We start from the raw sequence: 14,814 nt of genomic DNA on the forward strand, positions 1-14,814 counted from the left end.
CGACAAGCCACACCTCACCCGGAGGTTCTCCCCACATCAAGCCAACACGCCCGCTACCAACGTCATGGCCGAGTACAGCTAGACCCACCAATCACTGGTCCACACCGCCCGTGCAGCCCCACACCACGGGCGCTCCAGTCGTCAGGGGCGGCGCGTCCACCACCGGCCCGCCCCTGGCGACAACCTCGGCTTCGACGAAAGGACAGCACCGAAAATGACCAGCACTGAACGTCTTTGGATGACGCGTGAGGCCCATACGCGGCTGCAGGCCGAACTGACCGTGCTGCGTTCACGACCGGGTATCGAAGTTCGTGGCGACGTCATGGACACCGACGACAACCTCGTCGAGAATTACTTGGCGCGACAAGCGCGCATGCGTCAGATTCAAGATCTGCTGTCCAATGCCGTGGTCGGTGAAGACCCGCCCGACGACGGGATCGCTGAACCGGGAATGGTCCTGACCGTTCGCTACGACGACACCGGGGACATCGAGACGTTTCTGCTCGGTGTACGCGGTGCCGAGGACCCCGATGTCGATGTGTATTCCATGCAATCACCGCTGGGCAGCGCGGTCGCCGGCGCACATGTCGGCGAGCAACGCACCTACCCCATCCCCAGCGGGGCCAGCGTGCCCATCACGCTACTCAAGGCGGTCCCTTACGGAATGCATGCCCCGAACTCGACATCCGGCGACACCTAAAGAACTTGAAATGTCCTACCGCGCAACCGGTCTCGCGACGAATGGAAATGACATGGCCACCACGACACGAGTCTGGATCTCCCCACAAGCCTACGAACGGCTGCACCGCGAACTGGACACCCTGCGTTATCTTCACTCCGCCGGAACGGCCGACGAGAACATCGACGCGAACGCCGCAGCAGTGCGACGCGCGTGGGAGAAGCGGATTCAGCAGATTCATGACCTGCTGATCAATGCCGTCGTCGGCGAAGACCCACCCAACGACGGCATTGCCGAACCCGGGATGGTGGTCACCATCCGACACGACGCCACCGGGGACTTCGAGACGTTCCTACTCGGCGTACAGGGCGCCGAATACGCCGACATGCCCGTCCATTCCATCGAATCCCCGTTGGGCGCCGCCATTGCAGGCGCGTGCGCCGGGCAACGACGCACCTACCGACTGTCCAGCGGCATCCCGGTGACAGTCACGCTGGCCAAAGCCGTGCCCTACGGCCTCCACATCGCCGACCTGGACCAGTCCGCACCGCAGTGAGACCGCGTAACCGCACAACACTCTGAGCTGCGGAAATCACTCCGCTTGTATCGCTGAGTCTTATATGTACTTGCGTCTATATAGATAGCTGGGCATACTGACTTCATGGACGTCTTCGAAGCGGTCGCCGAACCGAACCGGCGCGCGCTGCTCGACGTACTCGCCGAGGGCGAACGCACCGCGGGCGAGCTGGTCGCCACGCTCCCGGGACTGACGCAACCGACGGTCTCCCGTCACCTCCGGGTGTTGCGGGAAGTCGGACTGGTCGAGGTCCGGCCCGATGCCCAACGACGCATCTACGCGCTGCGCGCCGACGGTCTGGTCGAGATGGACCAGTGGATCGACCGCTACCGCCGCTACTGGACCAACCATCTGGATGCCCTTGAGCGCCATCTGGATTCGACATTCGAGGAGGAACATGACAACCGATGAACTCGAGGGCGTCGTCACGGTCGACGGCGACCGCGCAACCCTGACATTCGAGCGGCGCCTGAAGCACCCCGTCGAGCGGGTGTGGGCCGCGATCACCGAGCCCGCGCATCGCGACATCTGGATGGGCAAGACCGTCATCGACGGACGAGAGGGCGGCTCGATCGAGACGGTCGCCTCGGGCCCGCCCGTGCCACCGGAAATGAAGCGCATGACGGGCCGCATCCTGGTCTGGGATCCGCCGCACGTGTTCGAGCATGAGTGGCACCAACAGATCGTCGAACCCGGCGTGGTCCGCTACGAACTCACCGCCGACGGCACCGGCACCCTGCTCCGGATGACCCATCGCGGCCTCGGAGTGCCCAACGCCAACGGATTCCGGCCTGGCACACAGGCTTTCCTCGACCGGCTGCAGGCGCTGCTCGACGGCACTCCCCTGCCCGGCTGGCTGGAGCGATACGCCGAGATCGCCGGGCACAGCCCGCTGGACGCCCCACCCGCAGGCCCCAAAACCCAGGAGTAATCGATGTCGGACAACACCTTTCACGACGCCCCGTCAGTGGTTGTGGCCTACCAGTCCGGGTTCGGGCACACCGCGTTCCTCACCGAGGCGGTCGCCGCCGGAGCCAAATCGGCCGGCGCGACCGTCACCATGATCCGGTTGGATGATCTCACCGAAGACGATTGGCAGACGCTGGACAGCGCGGACGCGATCATCTTCGGTACCGCCACCTACATGGGCAATGTATCGGCGGCATTCCAGACGTTCGCCGAGCAGACGGGCCGGCGCTGCCAGCAGGGCACGTGGCGCGACAAGGTCGCCGCCGGGTTCACCAACTCCGGGAGCAAGAGCGGTGACAAGCTCAATTCGCTTGTCTCGCTGGCGGTGTTCGCCGCCCAGCATCACATGCACTGGGTGAACCTCGGCCTGGGTCCGGGCTGGAATCACTCCACCGCAAGCGCGGACGAGCTGAACAGGCTGGGCTTCTGGCTCGGTGCCGCGGCAGCGACCGACGTCGACGCCAATCCCGACCAGGTACACCCGTCCGACGTGGCGACGTGCGAACACCTGGGCCGGCGCGTCGCCGAGGTCACCCGGCAACTGGTCGCCGGACGCGGTGTCGCACAGGCTGTTACGGAGCCCGTTACTGCAGGGGCCTGAGCCCCTCGAGCATCGTGGGTACCAACTCGGCGACGGTCGGATGGATGTGCACGGTGTGCGTCATGGTGGTGTACGGGGCTTTTGCGGCCATCAGATCGAGGATGCAGTGCACCACCTCGTCACCGCCGACACCGAGAATGGACGCGCCGAGAATCTGGTTGGTCTCGGCGTCGACCACGACCTTCATGAAGCCCTGCGTCTCCCCTTTTTCGACCGCGCGGCCGACGCGGGTCATCGGCCTCTTGCCCACCAACGCTTTTCGGCCCGACTCCCGAACCTGGGCCTCGGTCAGGCCGGCGCGCCCGAGCGGCGGATCGATGTACAGGGCATAGGTGGGGATGCGGTCGCTGACCCGGCGGGGTTCATTGTCGAGCAGGTTGGCGGCGACGATCTCGAAGTCGTTGTACGACGTATGAGTGAACGCGCCCTTGCCGTTGCAGTCGCCCATGGCCCAGATGTGGTCGACGGTGGTCCGCAGCTGATCGTCGACGGTGATGTATCCGCGCGAATCCGTCGCCACGCCGGCCTTTTCGAGACCCAGGTCGTCGGTGTTGGGCACCCGGCCGACCGCGACCAGCAGGTGTGAGCCCGATACGACGGCGCTGCCGGTGCTGACCGCCACCCCGTCACCGTCCTTGGCCACCCGAATGTCGCTGGCGCCCAGATGAACTGTGATGCCCTCATGTTCGAGGATGTCCTTGATGGCGGCGCAGACGTCGTCGTCTTCGCGCGAGGCGAGCCGCGGTCCCCGCTCGACCACCGTGACCTCGGCGCCGAACCGGCGGAACATCTGCGCAAACTCGAGGCCGATGTAACTGCCGCCGATGATCACCAGATGCTCTGGCACCGTGTCGAGTTCGAGGATGCCAACGTTCGTGAGGTAGTCGACGTCAGCCAGGCCGGGGATGTCCGGGGCCGTCGCGCGGCCGCCGGTGTTGAGGAAGATCTGCTTGCCGGTGATCTGCTGGTCACCGACCTGGAGAGTGTGTGGGTCGAGAAAGCGTGCGTGGCCGCGCAGCAGCGTGCAGCCGTCCATGCCCTCCAGCCAGCTTTCGACGCCCTCCCGGTCCGCGGTGACGATCCCGTCCTTGCGGCCCTTGACTTTTGCCATGTCGACGGTGACGTCGCCGGTGCCGATGCCGTATTCCGCACCGCGGCGGGCCAGGTGGGCGGCGTAGGCGCTGGCGACCAGCGTCTTGGTCGGGATACAGCCGTAGTTCACGCACGTGCCGCCGACGAGCTTGCGTTCGATGACGGCGACCGTCCGGCCGGCCTCGGTGAGTCGGCCCGCCAAGGGTGGTCCCGCTTGCCCCGCGCCAACGATCACGGCGTCGAACGCGGTGGCCTCAGACGACGACATACGGACCGATGGCACTCAGTGCGACGGCCGCAATCGCGAAGCCACCACCGACCGCGAGGACGTCCTCGGCGAGCGCGACCGGCAGGTCGTGTCCGCCGTTGCGCGCCACCAGGATTCGGCGCGCATGAAAGCCTGCCAGCGTCCCGATGACCGCGCCGATCATGCCGCCGCCCATGCCGATGAACGTGTGATGCCACCCGGCACCGATGACCGCACCGGCGAACGCACCGGTGAACAACCGGGCCCCGAACTGCGACGGCACCGTTCGCGCCGGCGTCTTGGGCAGCTGATCGGTGATCAACTCGACCACCAACAGGATCGTCAGCACCGTCACCGTGATCCAGTTGCCGACCCATTCGGCCCAGGTACCCACCAGCGGCAACCAGCCGAGCTTGGCGCCCCAGGCCACCACGGCGGGTGGAGTCAGCGCCCGCAGGCCCGCGACCACACCAATGAGTAAGGCGAACAGCAGAACCAGCGCTTGCGTCACGTGACCCTCCGTCAGATTGCGGACCTCACGGCGACGCTAACACCGGCACGGGTCAGAAGCGACAGAACCGGATATCGGACGCCAAGATCGCCTTGGCCCCGATGGCCGCGAGCTCATCCATGATGGCGTTGACCTGGCGCCGCGGCACCAGGGCGCGCACGGCGACCCAGTCGGCGTCGGCCAGCGGCGCGATGGTCGGCGATTCGAGGCCCGGTGTGATGGCTGTCGCCTGCTCCAAAACGCTGCGCGGGCAGTCATAGTCGAGCATCAGGTACTGCTGCCCGAACACGACGCCCTGGATGCGGGCCGCGAGCTGGTCGCGCGCCGGATCCGGCGCGACGTCGGCGCGCTCGATGAGGACCGCTTCCGAATCGCACAGTGACTCACCGAAGGCCACCAGGTTGTGCAGCGCCAAGGTCCGGCCGGATCCGACGACGTCCGCGATGGCGTCGGCGACACCGAGCTGGATCGAGATTTCCACCGCGCCGTCGAGACGGATCACAGTGGCGTCAATCCCCTTGTCGGCCAGGTCTTTCCGCACCAGGTTCGGGTAGGCGCTGGCAACGCGCTTACCGGCCAGGTCGGCGACGGTCCAGTCCCGCCCCTTGGGCGCGGCATACCGGAACGTCGAGGATCCGAAACCCAGGGCCAACCGCTCGTTGACGGGCGCCATCGACTCAGCGGCCAGGTCGCGGCCGGTGATGCCGAAGTCCAACTGCCCGGAGCCCACGTAGATCGCAATGTCCTTGGGGCGCAGGAAGAAGAACTCGACCTTGTTCACCGGGTCGACGACCGTCAGATCCTTGGGATCAGTGCGGCGGCGGTATCCGGCCTCGGACAGGATGTGGGCCGCGGACTCGCTGAGCGCGCCCTTGTTCGGGACGGCGACGCGCAGGAGGCCGTTCGATGCGGCGGTCACAGCTTGCCGTAGACGTCGTCGAGGGTCAGGCCGCGCTTGATCATCAGAACCTGCGTCCAGTACAGGAGCTGGCTGATTTCGCCGGCCAGCTCGTCGTCGCTCTCGTGCTCGGCGGCGATCCACACTTCGCCGGCCTCTTCGATGATCTTCTTGCCCAGATGATGCACGCCGGCGTCCAACGCCGCGACGGTGCCGCTGCCGGCCGGTCGGGTCTGCGCTCGCTCACTGAGCTCGGCGAATAGCGCATCGAAGGTCTTCACGGGCTGCAATTGTTTCACGCTGGGGCCACGGGCCGTGCACGTGGCTGCCGGGGGTCGCATGTCGCGGCTACGTCGGCTCTCGAAAAAACTTGGGTCACTTTGATTTCGCTGGTCACAGTGGGTAACTAGCGTCACATTTGCGGCGTTTTCTTGTCGGTGGTTCGAACCAGCGTTCGAAGTATGGGATTGACCGATCGAGCCGCTGTCGAGGAGGCGTACGCCGCCTACGAGGCGGCGCATGCGCGGCTCGCGGCCCTGGACTACACCGGCCTGGACGTGCGGACATTGTTGGCGCTGCAGTCCCGCCGCGAGAGGTTGAAGTGCGCCGCCGAAGCGGTCGATCACCAAATTTTGGCGGCCGCACAGACCCAGACCACCGCCAAGGAGATCGGGGCCAAGGATTGGCCTGAGGTGCTGCATGTGCGGTTGCGGATCAGCCGGGAGGAGGCCCGCCGGAGGGTCCGCGACACGGATAATTTGGGTCCGCGCTCGGCCATCACCGGGGAACCACTGGGTCCGGTATGGGAACTGGTGGCCGCCGCGCTGGCCGAGGGTGCGATCAACAGTGAGCACATCGCAGTGATCACCTGGTTCTTCGGCAAGGTGCCGCTGTGGGCGGCCGACCCGATCACGTTGTTGCAGTGCGAGACCGATCTGGTGGCCGATGCCCGGGTCAAAACCCCGGAGGATTTGCGGCGCGCGGCCGCGGATTTGCTGTACAAGCTCGATCAGGACGGCCCCGAACCCGACGACGACGAGCCCGACCCGAAGCGCTCATTCGTGATGGGCAAGCAGCGGCCCGACGGGCGCACCGACGTCACCGCCGAACTCGACCCCGAAGGGCGGGCTTACTGGGACGTGTTGTTCGAGAAGTACGCCGCCCCGGGTATGTGCAACCCGGCCGATCCGCAGCCCTGCTACTCCGGGACCCCGACCCAGGAACAGATCGACAACGACACAAGGACTGTGGCGCAGCGGCAGTACGACGCGTTCAAATTCGTGGGCCGGATGATGCTGGCCACCGGAACCTCCGGGGTGCACAACGGGTTCTCGGTCGCGGTGGTCGCCACCTGCACCGTCACCGACCTGGAAAAGCGCGCCGGGATGGCGCTCACCCACACCGGTACCAAGCTGCCGGTCAAGGATCTGGTGCGGATGGCCGCGCAAGGCTCGGACAACTACCTCGCCATCTTCGATAACCACACCGGCCAACCCCTCTATCTGGGCCGAGCAGCCAGAACCGCCAGCACAGCACAACGGTTGGCGTTGTTCGCCCGCGACCACGGCTGCACCCGACCCAACTGCACCGCCCCGGCCTCCCGCTCGCAGGCTCATCACATCACCAACTGGCGCGACGACGGACTGACCAACATCGACACCATGACCCTGGCCTGCGGCCGCGACAACCGCCTGGCCGACACCGGCGGCTGGACCACCACCATGGGCCCCCACGGCAGAACCCACTGGACCCCACCACCACTACTGGACGTCGGCCAACCCCGAACCAACCACTACTGGCACCCCACCCTCTACCCGACAGAGAGCGGAGACGATGACGGTGAAACAAACAGGCCCGCAAGCTAATCGGGCACCCGCCACGGCATCCCATGCCGCGACGGCAGTGCCGCACGCGCCGCGGAGCTACGGGCCGAAAAAGAGCCGCCACGCCCGAGAGCCGCCGACGCCTACGTCGACGCTAACGCCAACGCCAAGCCTCAACCGCGCCTAGGAGTTGCCCTTGTCACCGCGAACCGACCGGCTGCCGTGGCCCAGCTTCGAGCCACGAGACGGCGCAGCCCCCGCCTTGCCGGCACCCTTGGGATTGCCCGCCTGCGATCCCGAACCCGGGTCGCCGGCATCACGATCCCCGGACTGGCTGGCAGCAGTCACCGGCCCGTGCGGCATCGACTGCCGCGCCGTCGACCTGAGCTGCCCCGCCGCGTCGTCGTCACCGGTCGCATCCGGAGTCGCCACCCCGCCTTTCGGTGTGCGCGACGTCGGCAAGGCCCGGCCCTTATGGGTCGCCTTGGGAGATGGCGTCACCGGGTCAGAGGCAGCCACGGTGCGTGCGGTGGGCGCGAGGGGCCCGGTCGACACGGCTGCAGTCGGCGTGGGCGTCGCCGAGACGGGTGCAGGCACCGCCGAGAACGGCAGCAAGTTGAGGATCGGGGCAGCAATGGAGTTGAAAATTGTGAGCGGCACACCCACGACCAAGCCGTACAAGATGACGCCCAAGAACACGAACGGGCCGAAGATCGCGGCCAACTGGGGCGTACTGACCAGCGGCTGGGCCAACGTCAGGAACGCCGTCGACAGCGCGGACACGATCGCCTGCTCGATGACGGCGACGGCGCCGGCCGGCTGCGGAGCGGGTAGTGCCGTCGCCGCCAGAGGCATTGGCGCCGTGCTGGATTCCGCCATAGATGTTGGCGCCGTGCCAGATCCAGTCGTCGGCGTTATCGCGGCTACAGCACCAAAGCTGCGATCAGCCTCGGCCCGCCCTGCGGTCGCCAAAAAGTCGGCGTGGGTGGCCAGGAATTGGTCCAGCGCGGCCCATTGCGCCGCGAGCAACATATTCGACGTATTCACAGCCGCTACCCGGACGGCACTGGCGACATGCGAATCACGCACCGGCGGGGCCGCGCCCACAAAGCCGATCACCACGATTGCGGCCGTGGCCACCGAGACACCGACGTTCAGACGAGCCACACCGTTCAGGCGAGCCATACAACGAGAGCCGGCGTTGACCATTGCGCACCCCTTCCGCGAAGGAGCGTCAGAACCGCGGCAGCACCAACGCTCACCGCCGATAATTATCTCGCACGTCAATACGGATGGGCATCAGCCATCTGACGGAGATTCCGGGGCGCGTGGCTGAATTCAGTCAGTCGCTGAATTCAGTCAGTCGCGGAAATCAGCCAGTCACTGCAGCCAGGCAGCCAGCGGCCTCACTTTGCCAGCAACTCGGCGTGCATATCCTCCAGCGCAACACCTTTGGTCTCGCGAACCCACTTGGCGACGAACACCAGCGACAGGAACGCGCACAGCGCGTAGAAGCCGTATGCGACGCCGAGCATGCTGCGCAGTTCGGGGAAGGTGACGGTGATGGCCCAGTTGGCGACCCACTGGCCGGCCGCGGCCAGACCCAGCGCCGCGGCCCGGATGCGGTTGGGGAACATCTCGCCCAGCAGCACCCACACCACCGGTCCCCACGACATGCCGAACGCGACCACGAACAGGTTCGCCGCGATGAGGGCAACGGGCCCCTCGACGCCGCTGAGCTGCGGCACCCCGTTCACCTGCGGGGCGGTACCGAAGATGACCGCCATGGTGGCCAGCGTCAGCGTCATGCCGGCAGAGCCGATGAGCAGCAGCGGCTTGCGGCCGATCTTGTCGATCAGCATGATCGCGATGACCGTCGTCAGGATGTTCACCACCGAGGTGATGACGGTGATCAGGAACGACGAACTCTCGTTGAAACCGACGGCCTCCCACAGCACGTTCGAGTAGTAGAAGATCACGTTGATACCGACGAACTGCTGGAACACCGACAGCGCCAAACCGACCCAGACGATGCCGTAGAGGCTCAGCGGTCCACCGCCGGGCTTGCACATGTCGCGCCAGGTGGGCTTCTCCTCGGATTCGAGCGTCTGCTGGATGCGACCGATCGTGATCTCGAGGTTCTTCTCCCCCAGCAGCGTCGTGAGCACCCTGCGCGCTTCCGGAATACGGTGTGTGGCAACCAGATAACGCGGCGACTCGGGAATGGTGAAAGCCAACAGACCGTACACGGTAGCGGGGACGGCCATCAGGATGAACATCCAGCGCCAGGCCTCCAGACCCAGCCACAGCATGTTGCTCGCGCCCCCGGCGAGATGCGCCAGCAGTGCGTCGACCGCCAGCGACAGAAAGATGCCGCTGACGATGGCCAACTGCTGTAACGACCCGAGTCGACCTCGAATGCTCGCCGGTGAGGTTTCGGCGATGTAGGCGGGCGCGATCACCGACGCGATGCCGACGCCGAGACCCCCGACGACCCGGAACGCCACGAGCACCCAGATGTTCCACGCCAGCCCGGCACCGATCGCGCTGATCAGAAACAGCAGCGCGGCCAGCTTCATGACGGAGAGGCGGCCGATCCGGTCGGCCAGCCGTCCGGCCGTCACGGCGCCGACTGCCGCACCGAGCAGTGCCGAGGCGACGGCAATTCCCAGCGACTGGTCGTCGATCTCGAAGTACTGCTGGATGGATTTCACCGCACCGTTGATGACGGCGCTGTCATAGCCGAACAGCAGACCGCCGAGCGCCGCCACCGACGCTATGCGCACCGCACTGCGACCGGAGTCGAACTCCTCGTCATCGAAGATCGCGGTTGTGTCGTCACCGATCGGGCCATGGGACATCGGACGTCCTTTCGCAACGCTGCGTGGGGTGCGTCAACAATTGCACAGCAGGCCGCGCCACAGGACCAGAACTGGCGGCTACGAACATATTTCGGTGTAGATGTCACGCAGGTCCGCGACCCCGAGGCCGGCCAGCGACTCGATGTGCCGGCGGCGTGGCCCGTCGGGCACCTCGACATCGTTGGGGACGACGAGCACGACGCAACCCGCGGCATCGGCCGACTGCGCACCGGTCACCGAATCCTCGATGGCCAGGCAGTCCTCCGCCGCAACGCCGAGCAGTTCAGCGGCCCGCAGGTACGGCGCCGGGTGCGGCTTACCGTCGGGCACCTCGTCGCCACAGACCGTGACCGTGAAGTAGTGGCTACCAATGGTTTTCAGTGCTTGTTCGGTCAAGGTGCGCCGGGTGTTGGTCACCAGCGCCAGCGGAATGTCGCTGGCGGCCAACGTCTCCAGCAACTCCTGCGCGCCCGGCCGCCAGGGCAGCCCCTGCTCGAACAGCTCACCGGTGTAGTCGTGCAGCCAGTCCGCGGACTCGGCCATCGACTCCGGCGTCGGGTCCAGGCCGAGGTCGTCGTAAACGATCCGCATGACGTTCTCCGCCGAGCCGCCCACCGTCGTCTCCCGGACGGCGTCGGTCAGCACCCCGCCCTTTTCGGCGTAAAAGGCATGCATCGCGACGTCCCACAGCTTTTCGGAGTCGACGAGCGTGCCGTCCATGTCGAACAGGACAGCTTTGAACATCTACTTCAGTCCTCCGGGTTGTAGCCGAGGTTGGGCGCGAGCCAGCGCTCGGCTTCCTTCAAGGTCCAGCCCTTGCGCCGCGCGTAGTCGGCGACCTGGTCCTGGGCCAAGCGGCCGACCACGAAGTACTGCGACTGCGGGTGCGAGAAGTACCAGCCGCTGACGGCGGCGCCGGGCCACATCGCCATCGACTCGGTCAGCTCGATACCGGTCCGCTCGGTGACGTCCAGCAGCGAGAACAACGTCGTCTTCTCGGTGTGCTCGGGGCAGGCCGGGTAGCCGGGCGCCGGGCGGATGCCGACGTACTTCTCCCCGATGAGCGCCTCGTTGTCGAGCTGCTCGTCGGGCCGGTATCCCCAGAACTCCTCACGGACCCGCTGATGCATCCGCTCGGCGAACGCCTCCGCCAGCCGGTCGGCGACCGACTCCAGCAGGATGGCACTGTAGTCGTCGAGGGCGGCCTTGAACTCCATGATCTTGTCCTGGCTGCCGAGCCCCGCGGTGACCGCGAAGGCGCCGACGTAGTCGGCCAGACCAGTGTCCCTGGGCGCGACGAAGTCGCCGAGCGACTTGTTCGGGATGCCGTCGCGGTGCTCACCCTGCTGGCGCAGGTTGTGCAGCGTGGTGAGCACCTGGGTGCGGGTCTCGTCGGTGTAGACCTCGATGTCGTCGCCGACGGCGTTGGCCGGGAAGAACCCGATGACGCCGTTGGCGCGCAGCCACTTCTCCTTGATCAGGGTGTCGAGCATCTCCTGGGCGTCGTCGTACAACTTGCGGGCAGCCTCGCCCGACGCCGGGTTGTTGAGGATGTCGGGGAACTTGCCCTTCATCTCCCAGGCGTTGAAGAACGGCTGCCAGTCGATGTACTCGCGCAGCTCGGCCAGGTCGTAGTCGAGAAATTCTCGTACTCCCGTCCCGCCAGCGGGCACCGGCGGCGTGTAGCCGTCCCACTCGATGGGCGTGCGGTTGGCACGCGCCTTCTCGAGCGTCAGCATGGGCCGCTCGTTCTTCTGCGAGTGCCGTTCCCGAAGGGCCGCGTAGTCCTTCTCCGTGGCCTCCATCAGGGCCGGACGCTGCTTGTCGTCGAGCAGCGCCGCCGCGACGGGGACCGAGCGGGACGCGTCCTTGACCCAGACCACGGGACCGCTGCGGCGCGGCGAGATCTTCACGGCGGTGTGGGCGCGCGACGTCGTCGCGCCACCGATCAGCAGCGGAATCTCCAGGCCCTCGCGCTCCATCTCGACGGCGAAGTTCACCATCTCGTCGAGCGACGGCGTGATCAGGCCGGACAGGCCGATGATGTCGGCGTTGTGCGCCTTGGCGGCGTCCAGGATCTTCTGGGCCGGCACCATCACACCGAGGTCGATCACTTCGAAGTTGTTGCACTGCAGCACAACTCCGACGATGTTCTTGCCGATGTCGTGGACGTCGCCCTTGACGGTCGCCATCACGATGGTGCCGTTGGTGTCCTTCGCCGCTGCGGTTCCGTTCTGCTCTTTCTCCGCCTCGATGAACGGCAACAGGTACGCGACGGCCTTCTTCATCACGCGAGCCGACTTCACGACCTGCGGCAGGAACATCTTGCCCGCGCCGAACAGGTCGCCGACGACGTTCATGCCGTCCATCAGCGGGCCCTCGATCACCTCGATGGGCCGCCCGCCGGCGGCGGCGATCTCGGCGCGCAGTTCCTCGGTGTCGTCGTCGACGTGCGCGTCGATGCCCTTGACGAGTGCGTGCGTGATGCGCTCGCGGACCGGCAGGCTGCGCCACTGCGCCGCGACCGGGTCCTCTTCCTTGCCCTTGGTGTTGAACCGTTCGGCGATCTCCAGCAGCCGCTCGGCCGCGTCCTCGCGCCGGTTCAGCACGACATCCTCGATGCGGTCCCGCAGCTCGGGGTCGATCTCGTCGTACGGCACCAGCGCACCGGCGTTGACGATGCCCATGTCCAGGCCCGCCTTGATGGCGTGGAACAGGAACACGGCGTGGATCGCCTCACGGACCGGGTTGTTGCCGCGGAACGAGAACGACACGTTCGAGATGCCGCCCGAGATGTGGACCCCGGGCAGGTTCTCCTTGATCCAGGCGCAGGCCTCGATGAAGTCGATGCCGTAGGTCGCGTGCTCCTCGATACCGGTCGCCAGCGCGAAGCAGTTCGGGTCGAAGATGATGTCCTCGGCCGGGAAGCCGACCTCCTCGGTCAGAATCCGGTAGGCCCGCCCGCAGATCTCCTTGCGGCGCTCCAGGTTGTCGGCCTGGCCCTGCTCGTCGAAGGCCATCACGACGACGGCGGCACCGTACTTACGGCACAGCCGCGCCTCGCGGATGAACTTCTCCTCGCCCTCCTTCATGGAGATCGAATTGACGATCGGCTTGCCCTGCACGTTCTTCAGGCCCGCCTCGATGACCTCCCACTTGGAGGAGTCGATCATCACGGGAACCCGGCTGATGTCGGGCTCGGCCGCGATCAACTTGGTGAAGCGATCCATCGCGGCGACGCCGTCGATCATGCCCTCGTCCATGTTGATGTCGATGACCTGCGCACCGACCTCGACCTGCTGCAGCGCGACCGACAGCGCGGTGTCGTAGTCCTCGGCCTTGATCAGGTTGCGGAACCGGGCGGAACCGGTGATGTTGGTGCGCTCACCGATGTTCACGAAGAGCGAATCCTCGGTGATGTTGAGCGGCTCCAGACCCGACAGCCGGGTCGCCACCGGAATCTCCGGCAGCTCGCGGGGTGTCTTGCCCTCGACGACCTTGGCGATCTCGGCGATGTGCGGCGGCGCGGTGCCGCAGCACCCGCCGACCAGGTTGACCAGACCGGCCTCGGCGAACTCCTCGATGTAGCCGGCCTGACGCTCCGGGGACTCGTCGTACTCGCCAAAAGCGTTGGGCAGACCCGCATTCGGGTAGCAGGAGACGAAGGTGTCGGCGATGCGCGCCACCTCGGCGATGTACGGTCGCATCTCGGGCGCGCCGAGGGCGCAGTTCAGGCCGACCGCGAGCGGCTTGGCGTGCCGGATCGCATTCCAGAACGCCTCGGTGACCTGACCGGACAACGTCCGGCCCGACGCGTCGGTGATGGTGCCGGAGATGATCAACGGCCAGCGGCGGCCGCGCTCCTCGAACAGTGTCTCGACGGCGAACACCGCGGCCTTGGCGTTGAGCGAGTCGAAGATCGTCTCGATGATCAGGATGTCGGAGCCGCCGTCGACGAGGCCGTTGGCGGCTTCGAGGTAGGCGGCGACCAGCTGGTCGTAGGAGACGTTGCGGGCGCCGGGGTCGTTGACGTCGGGCGAGATCGACGCGGTGCGCGTCGTCGGCCCCAGAGCGCCGGCGACGTAGCGCGGCTTCTCGGGGGTGCTGAATTCGTCGGCCGCCTGGCGGGCCAGGGCGGCGCCGGCGTAGTTCAGCTCGTAGGCGAACTCCTCCATGCCGTAGTCGGCGAGCGAGACCGCGTTCGCGTTGAACGTGTTGGTCTCGAGGATGTCGGCGCCCGCCTCGAGGTATTCGCGGTGGATGCCCTCGATGATCTGCGGCTGCGTCAGCGTGAGCAGGTCGTTGTTGCCGACCAGATCGCTCGGCCAGTCCTTGAACCGCTCGCCGCGGTAGCCGGCCTCGTCGGGCCGGTCGCGCTGGATCGCCGTCCCCATTGCGCCGTCGATGACCATGATCCGCCGGCCCAGCGCAGCCGTGAGTTCATCGGTGCAGTCCGGGCGGATGTTCGGCGCGAAGGTTTTCACCGGGGCGGCAGTCACATGCGTTCCTTCCATTGCGGAAGGCGTCCTTAACTCTGCCGAGCGTGGCGGACACCG

At 66.4% G+C, this 14,814-nt stretch carries 14 protein-coding genes; 6 read left to right on the forward strand and 8 right to left on the reverse strand.

Annotated features, from left to right (window positions below; translation table 11 throughout):
- Positions 1 to 214 precede the first annotated feature (214 nt).
- From ACJH7A_RS24635 to ACJH7A_RS24655, 5 genes are all read left to right on the forward strand, one after another.
- On the forward strand, positions 215 to 700 hold the full coding sequence (locus tag ACJH7A_RS24635; RefSeq protein ID WP_212812005.1) for a GreA/GreB family elongation factor: 486 nt from the start codon (positions 215 to 217) through the stop codon (positions 698 to 700).
- Between the two features lie 52 nt (positions 701 to 752).
- Positions 753 to 1,235 (forward strand): GreA/GreB family elongation factor, encoded by a 483-nt coding sequence (locus ACJH7A_RS24640; protein WP_212812006.1) that lies wholly within the window; start codon positions 753 to 755, stop codon positions 1,233 to 1,235.
- 105 nt (positions 1,236 to 1,340) lie between these two features.
- Positions 1,341 to 1,667, forward strand: coding sequence for a helix-turn-helix transcriptional regulator (locus ACJH7A_RS24645; protein WP_020103692.1), 327 nt, complete (start codon positions 1,341 to 1,343; stop codon positions 1,665 to 1,667).
- Positions 1,654 to 2,187 carry an SRPBCC family protein gene (locus ACJH7A_RS24650; protein WP_212812007.1) on the forward strand — a complete coding sequence of 178 codons (534 nt, stop codon included), beginning with the start codon at positions 1,654 to 1,656 and terminating at the stop codon, positions 2,185 to 2,187. The genes ACJH7A_RS24645 and ACJH7A_RS24650 overlap by 14 nt, the downstream gene beginning before the upstream one ends.
- Positions 2,188 to 2,190: 3 nt before the next feature.
- Positions 2,191 to 2,826 (forward strand): flavodoxin family protein, encoded by a 636-nt coding sequence (locus ACJH7A_RS24655; protein ID WP_212812008.1) that lies wholly within the window; start codon positions 2,191 to 2,193, stop codon positions 2,824 to 2,826.
- Here the strand turns inward: ACJH7A_RS24655 and ACJH7A_RS24660 are convergent.
- Genes ACJH7A_RS24660 through ACJH7A_RS24675 form a run of 4 tightly spaced genes read right to left on the reverse strand, consistent with a single transcriptional unit; the run spans position 2,810 to position 5,873 of the window.
- Positions 2,810 to 4,186, reverse strand: coding sequence for an FAD-containing oxidoreductase (locus tag ACJH7A_RS24660; protein ID WP_406802852.1), 1,377 nt, complete (start codon positions 4,184 to 4,186; stop codon positions 2,810 to 2,812). The two genes, ACJH7A_RS24655 and ACJH7A_RS24660, sit on opposite strands and share 17 nt — an antisense overlap.
- Entirely contained in the window at positions 4,173 to 4,676 is a 504-nt protein-coding gene (locus ACJH7A_RS24665) for a DUF4126 family protein (protein WP_020103688.1), read from the reverse strand. Before ACJH7A_RS24665 ends, ACJH7A_RS24660 begins: the two co-directional genes overlap by 14 nt.
- A 52-nt stretch (positions 4,677 to 4,728) precedes the next feature.
- Entirely contained in the window at positions 4,729 to 5,595 is an 867-nt protein-coding gene (hisG, locus tag ACJH7A_RS24670) for an ATP phosphoribosyltransferase (protein WP_406802853.1), read from the reverse strand.
- Positions 5,592 to 5,873 carry a phosphoribosyl-ATP diphosphatase gene (locus ACJH7A_RS24675; RefSeq protein WP_029118502.1) on the reverse strand — a complete coding sequence of 94 codons (282 nt, stop codon included), beginning with the start codon at positions 5,871 to 5,873 and terminating at the stop codon, positions 5,592 to 5,594. The genes hisG and ACJH7A_RS24675 overlap by 4 nt, the downstream gene beginning before the upstream one ends.
- Positions 5,874 to 6,035: 162 nt before the next feature.
- Here ACJH7A_RS24675 and ACJH7A_RS24680 point away from each other — a divergent pair, with 162 nt between their 5' ends.
- Positions 6,036 to 7,439, forward strand: coding sequence for a DUF222 domain-containing protein (locus ACJH7A_RS24680; protein WP_406802854.1), 1,404 nt, complete (start codon positions 6,036 to 6,038; stop codon positions 7,437 to 7,439).
- A gap of 141 nt (positions 7,440 to 7,580) precedes the next feature.
- Here ACJH7A_RS24680 and ACJH7A_RS24685 read toward each other — a convergent pair whose 3' ends face one another.
- From ACJH7A_RS24685 to metH, 4 genes are all read right to left on the reverse strand, one after another.
- Positions 7,581 to 8,564, reverse strand: coding sequence for a hypothetical protein (locus ACJH7A_RS24685; RefSeq protein ID WP_406802855.1), 984 nt, complete (start codon positions 8,562 to 8,564; stop codon positions 7,581 to 7,583).
- 239 nt (positions 8,565 to 8,803) lie between these two features.
- On the reverse strand, positions 8,804 to 10,258 hold the full coding sequence (locus tag ACJH7A_RS24690) for a sugar porter family MFS transporter (protein ID WP_406802856.1): 1,455 nt from the start codon (positions 10,256 to 10,258) through the stop codon (positions 8,804 to 8,806).
- A 78-nt stretch (positions 10,259 to 10,336) separates the two neighbouring features.
- Positions 10,337 to 11,002 carry an HAD family hydrolase gene (locus ACJH7A_RS24695; protein WP_406802857.1) on the reverse strand — a complete coding sequence of 222 codons (666 nt, stop codon included), beginning with the start codon at positions 11,000 to 11,002 and terminating at the stop codon, positions 10,337 to 10,339.
- Between the two features lie 5 nt (positions 11,003 to 11,007).
- Entirely contained in the window at positions 11,008 to 14,772 is a 3,765-nt protein-coding gene (metH, locus tag ACJH7A_RS24700) for a methionine synthase (protein WP_244872593.1), read from the reverse strand.
- Positions 14,773 to 14,814: the final 42 nt, after the last annotated feature.

Origin of the sequence: Mycobacterium sp. SMC-17 (assembly GCF_045310915.1) — a bacterium.
GTDB lineage: Bacteria > Actinomycetota > Actinomycetes > Mycobacteriales > Mycobacteriaceae > Mycobacterium.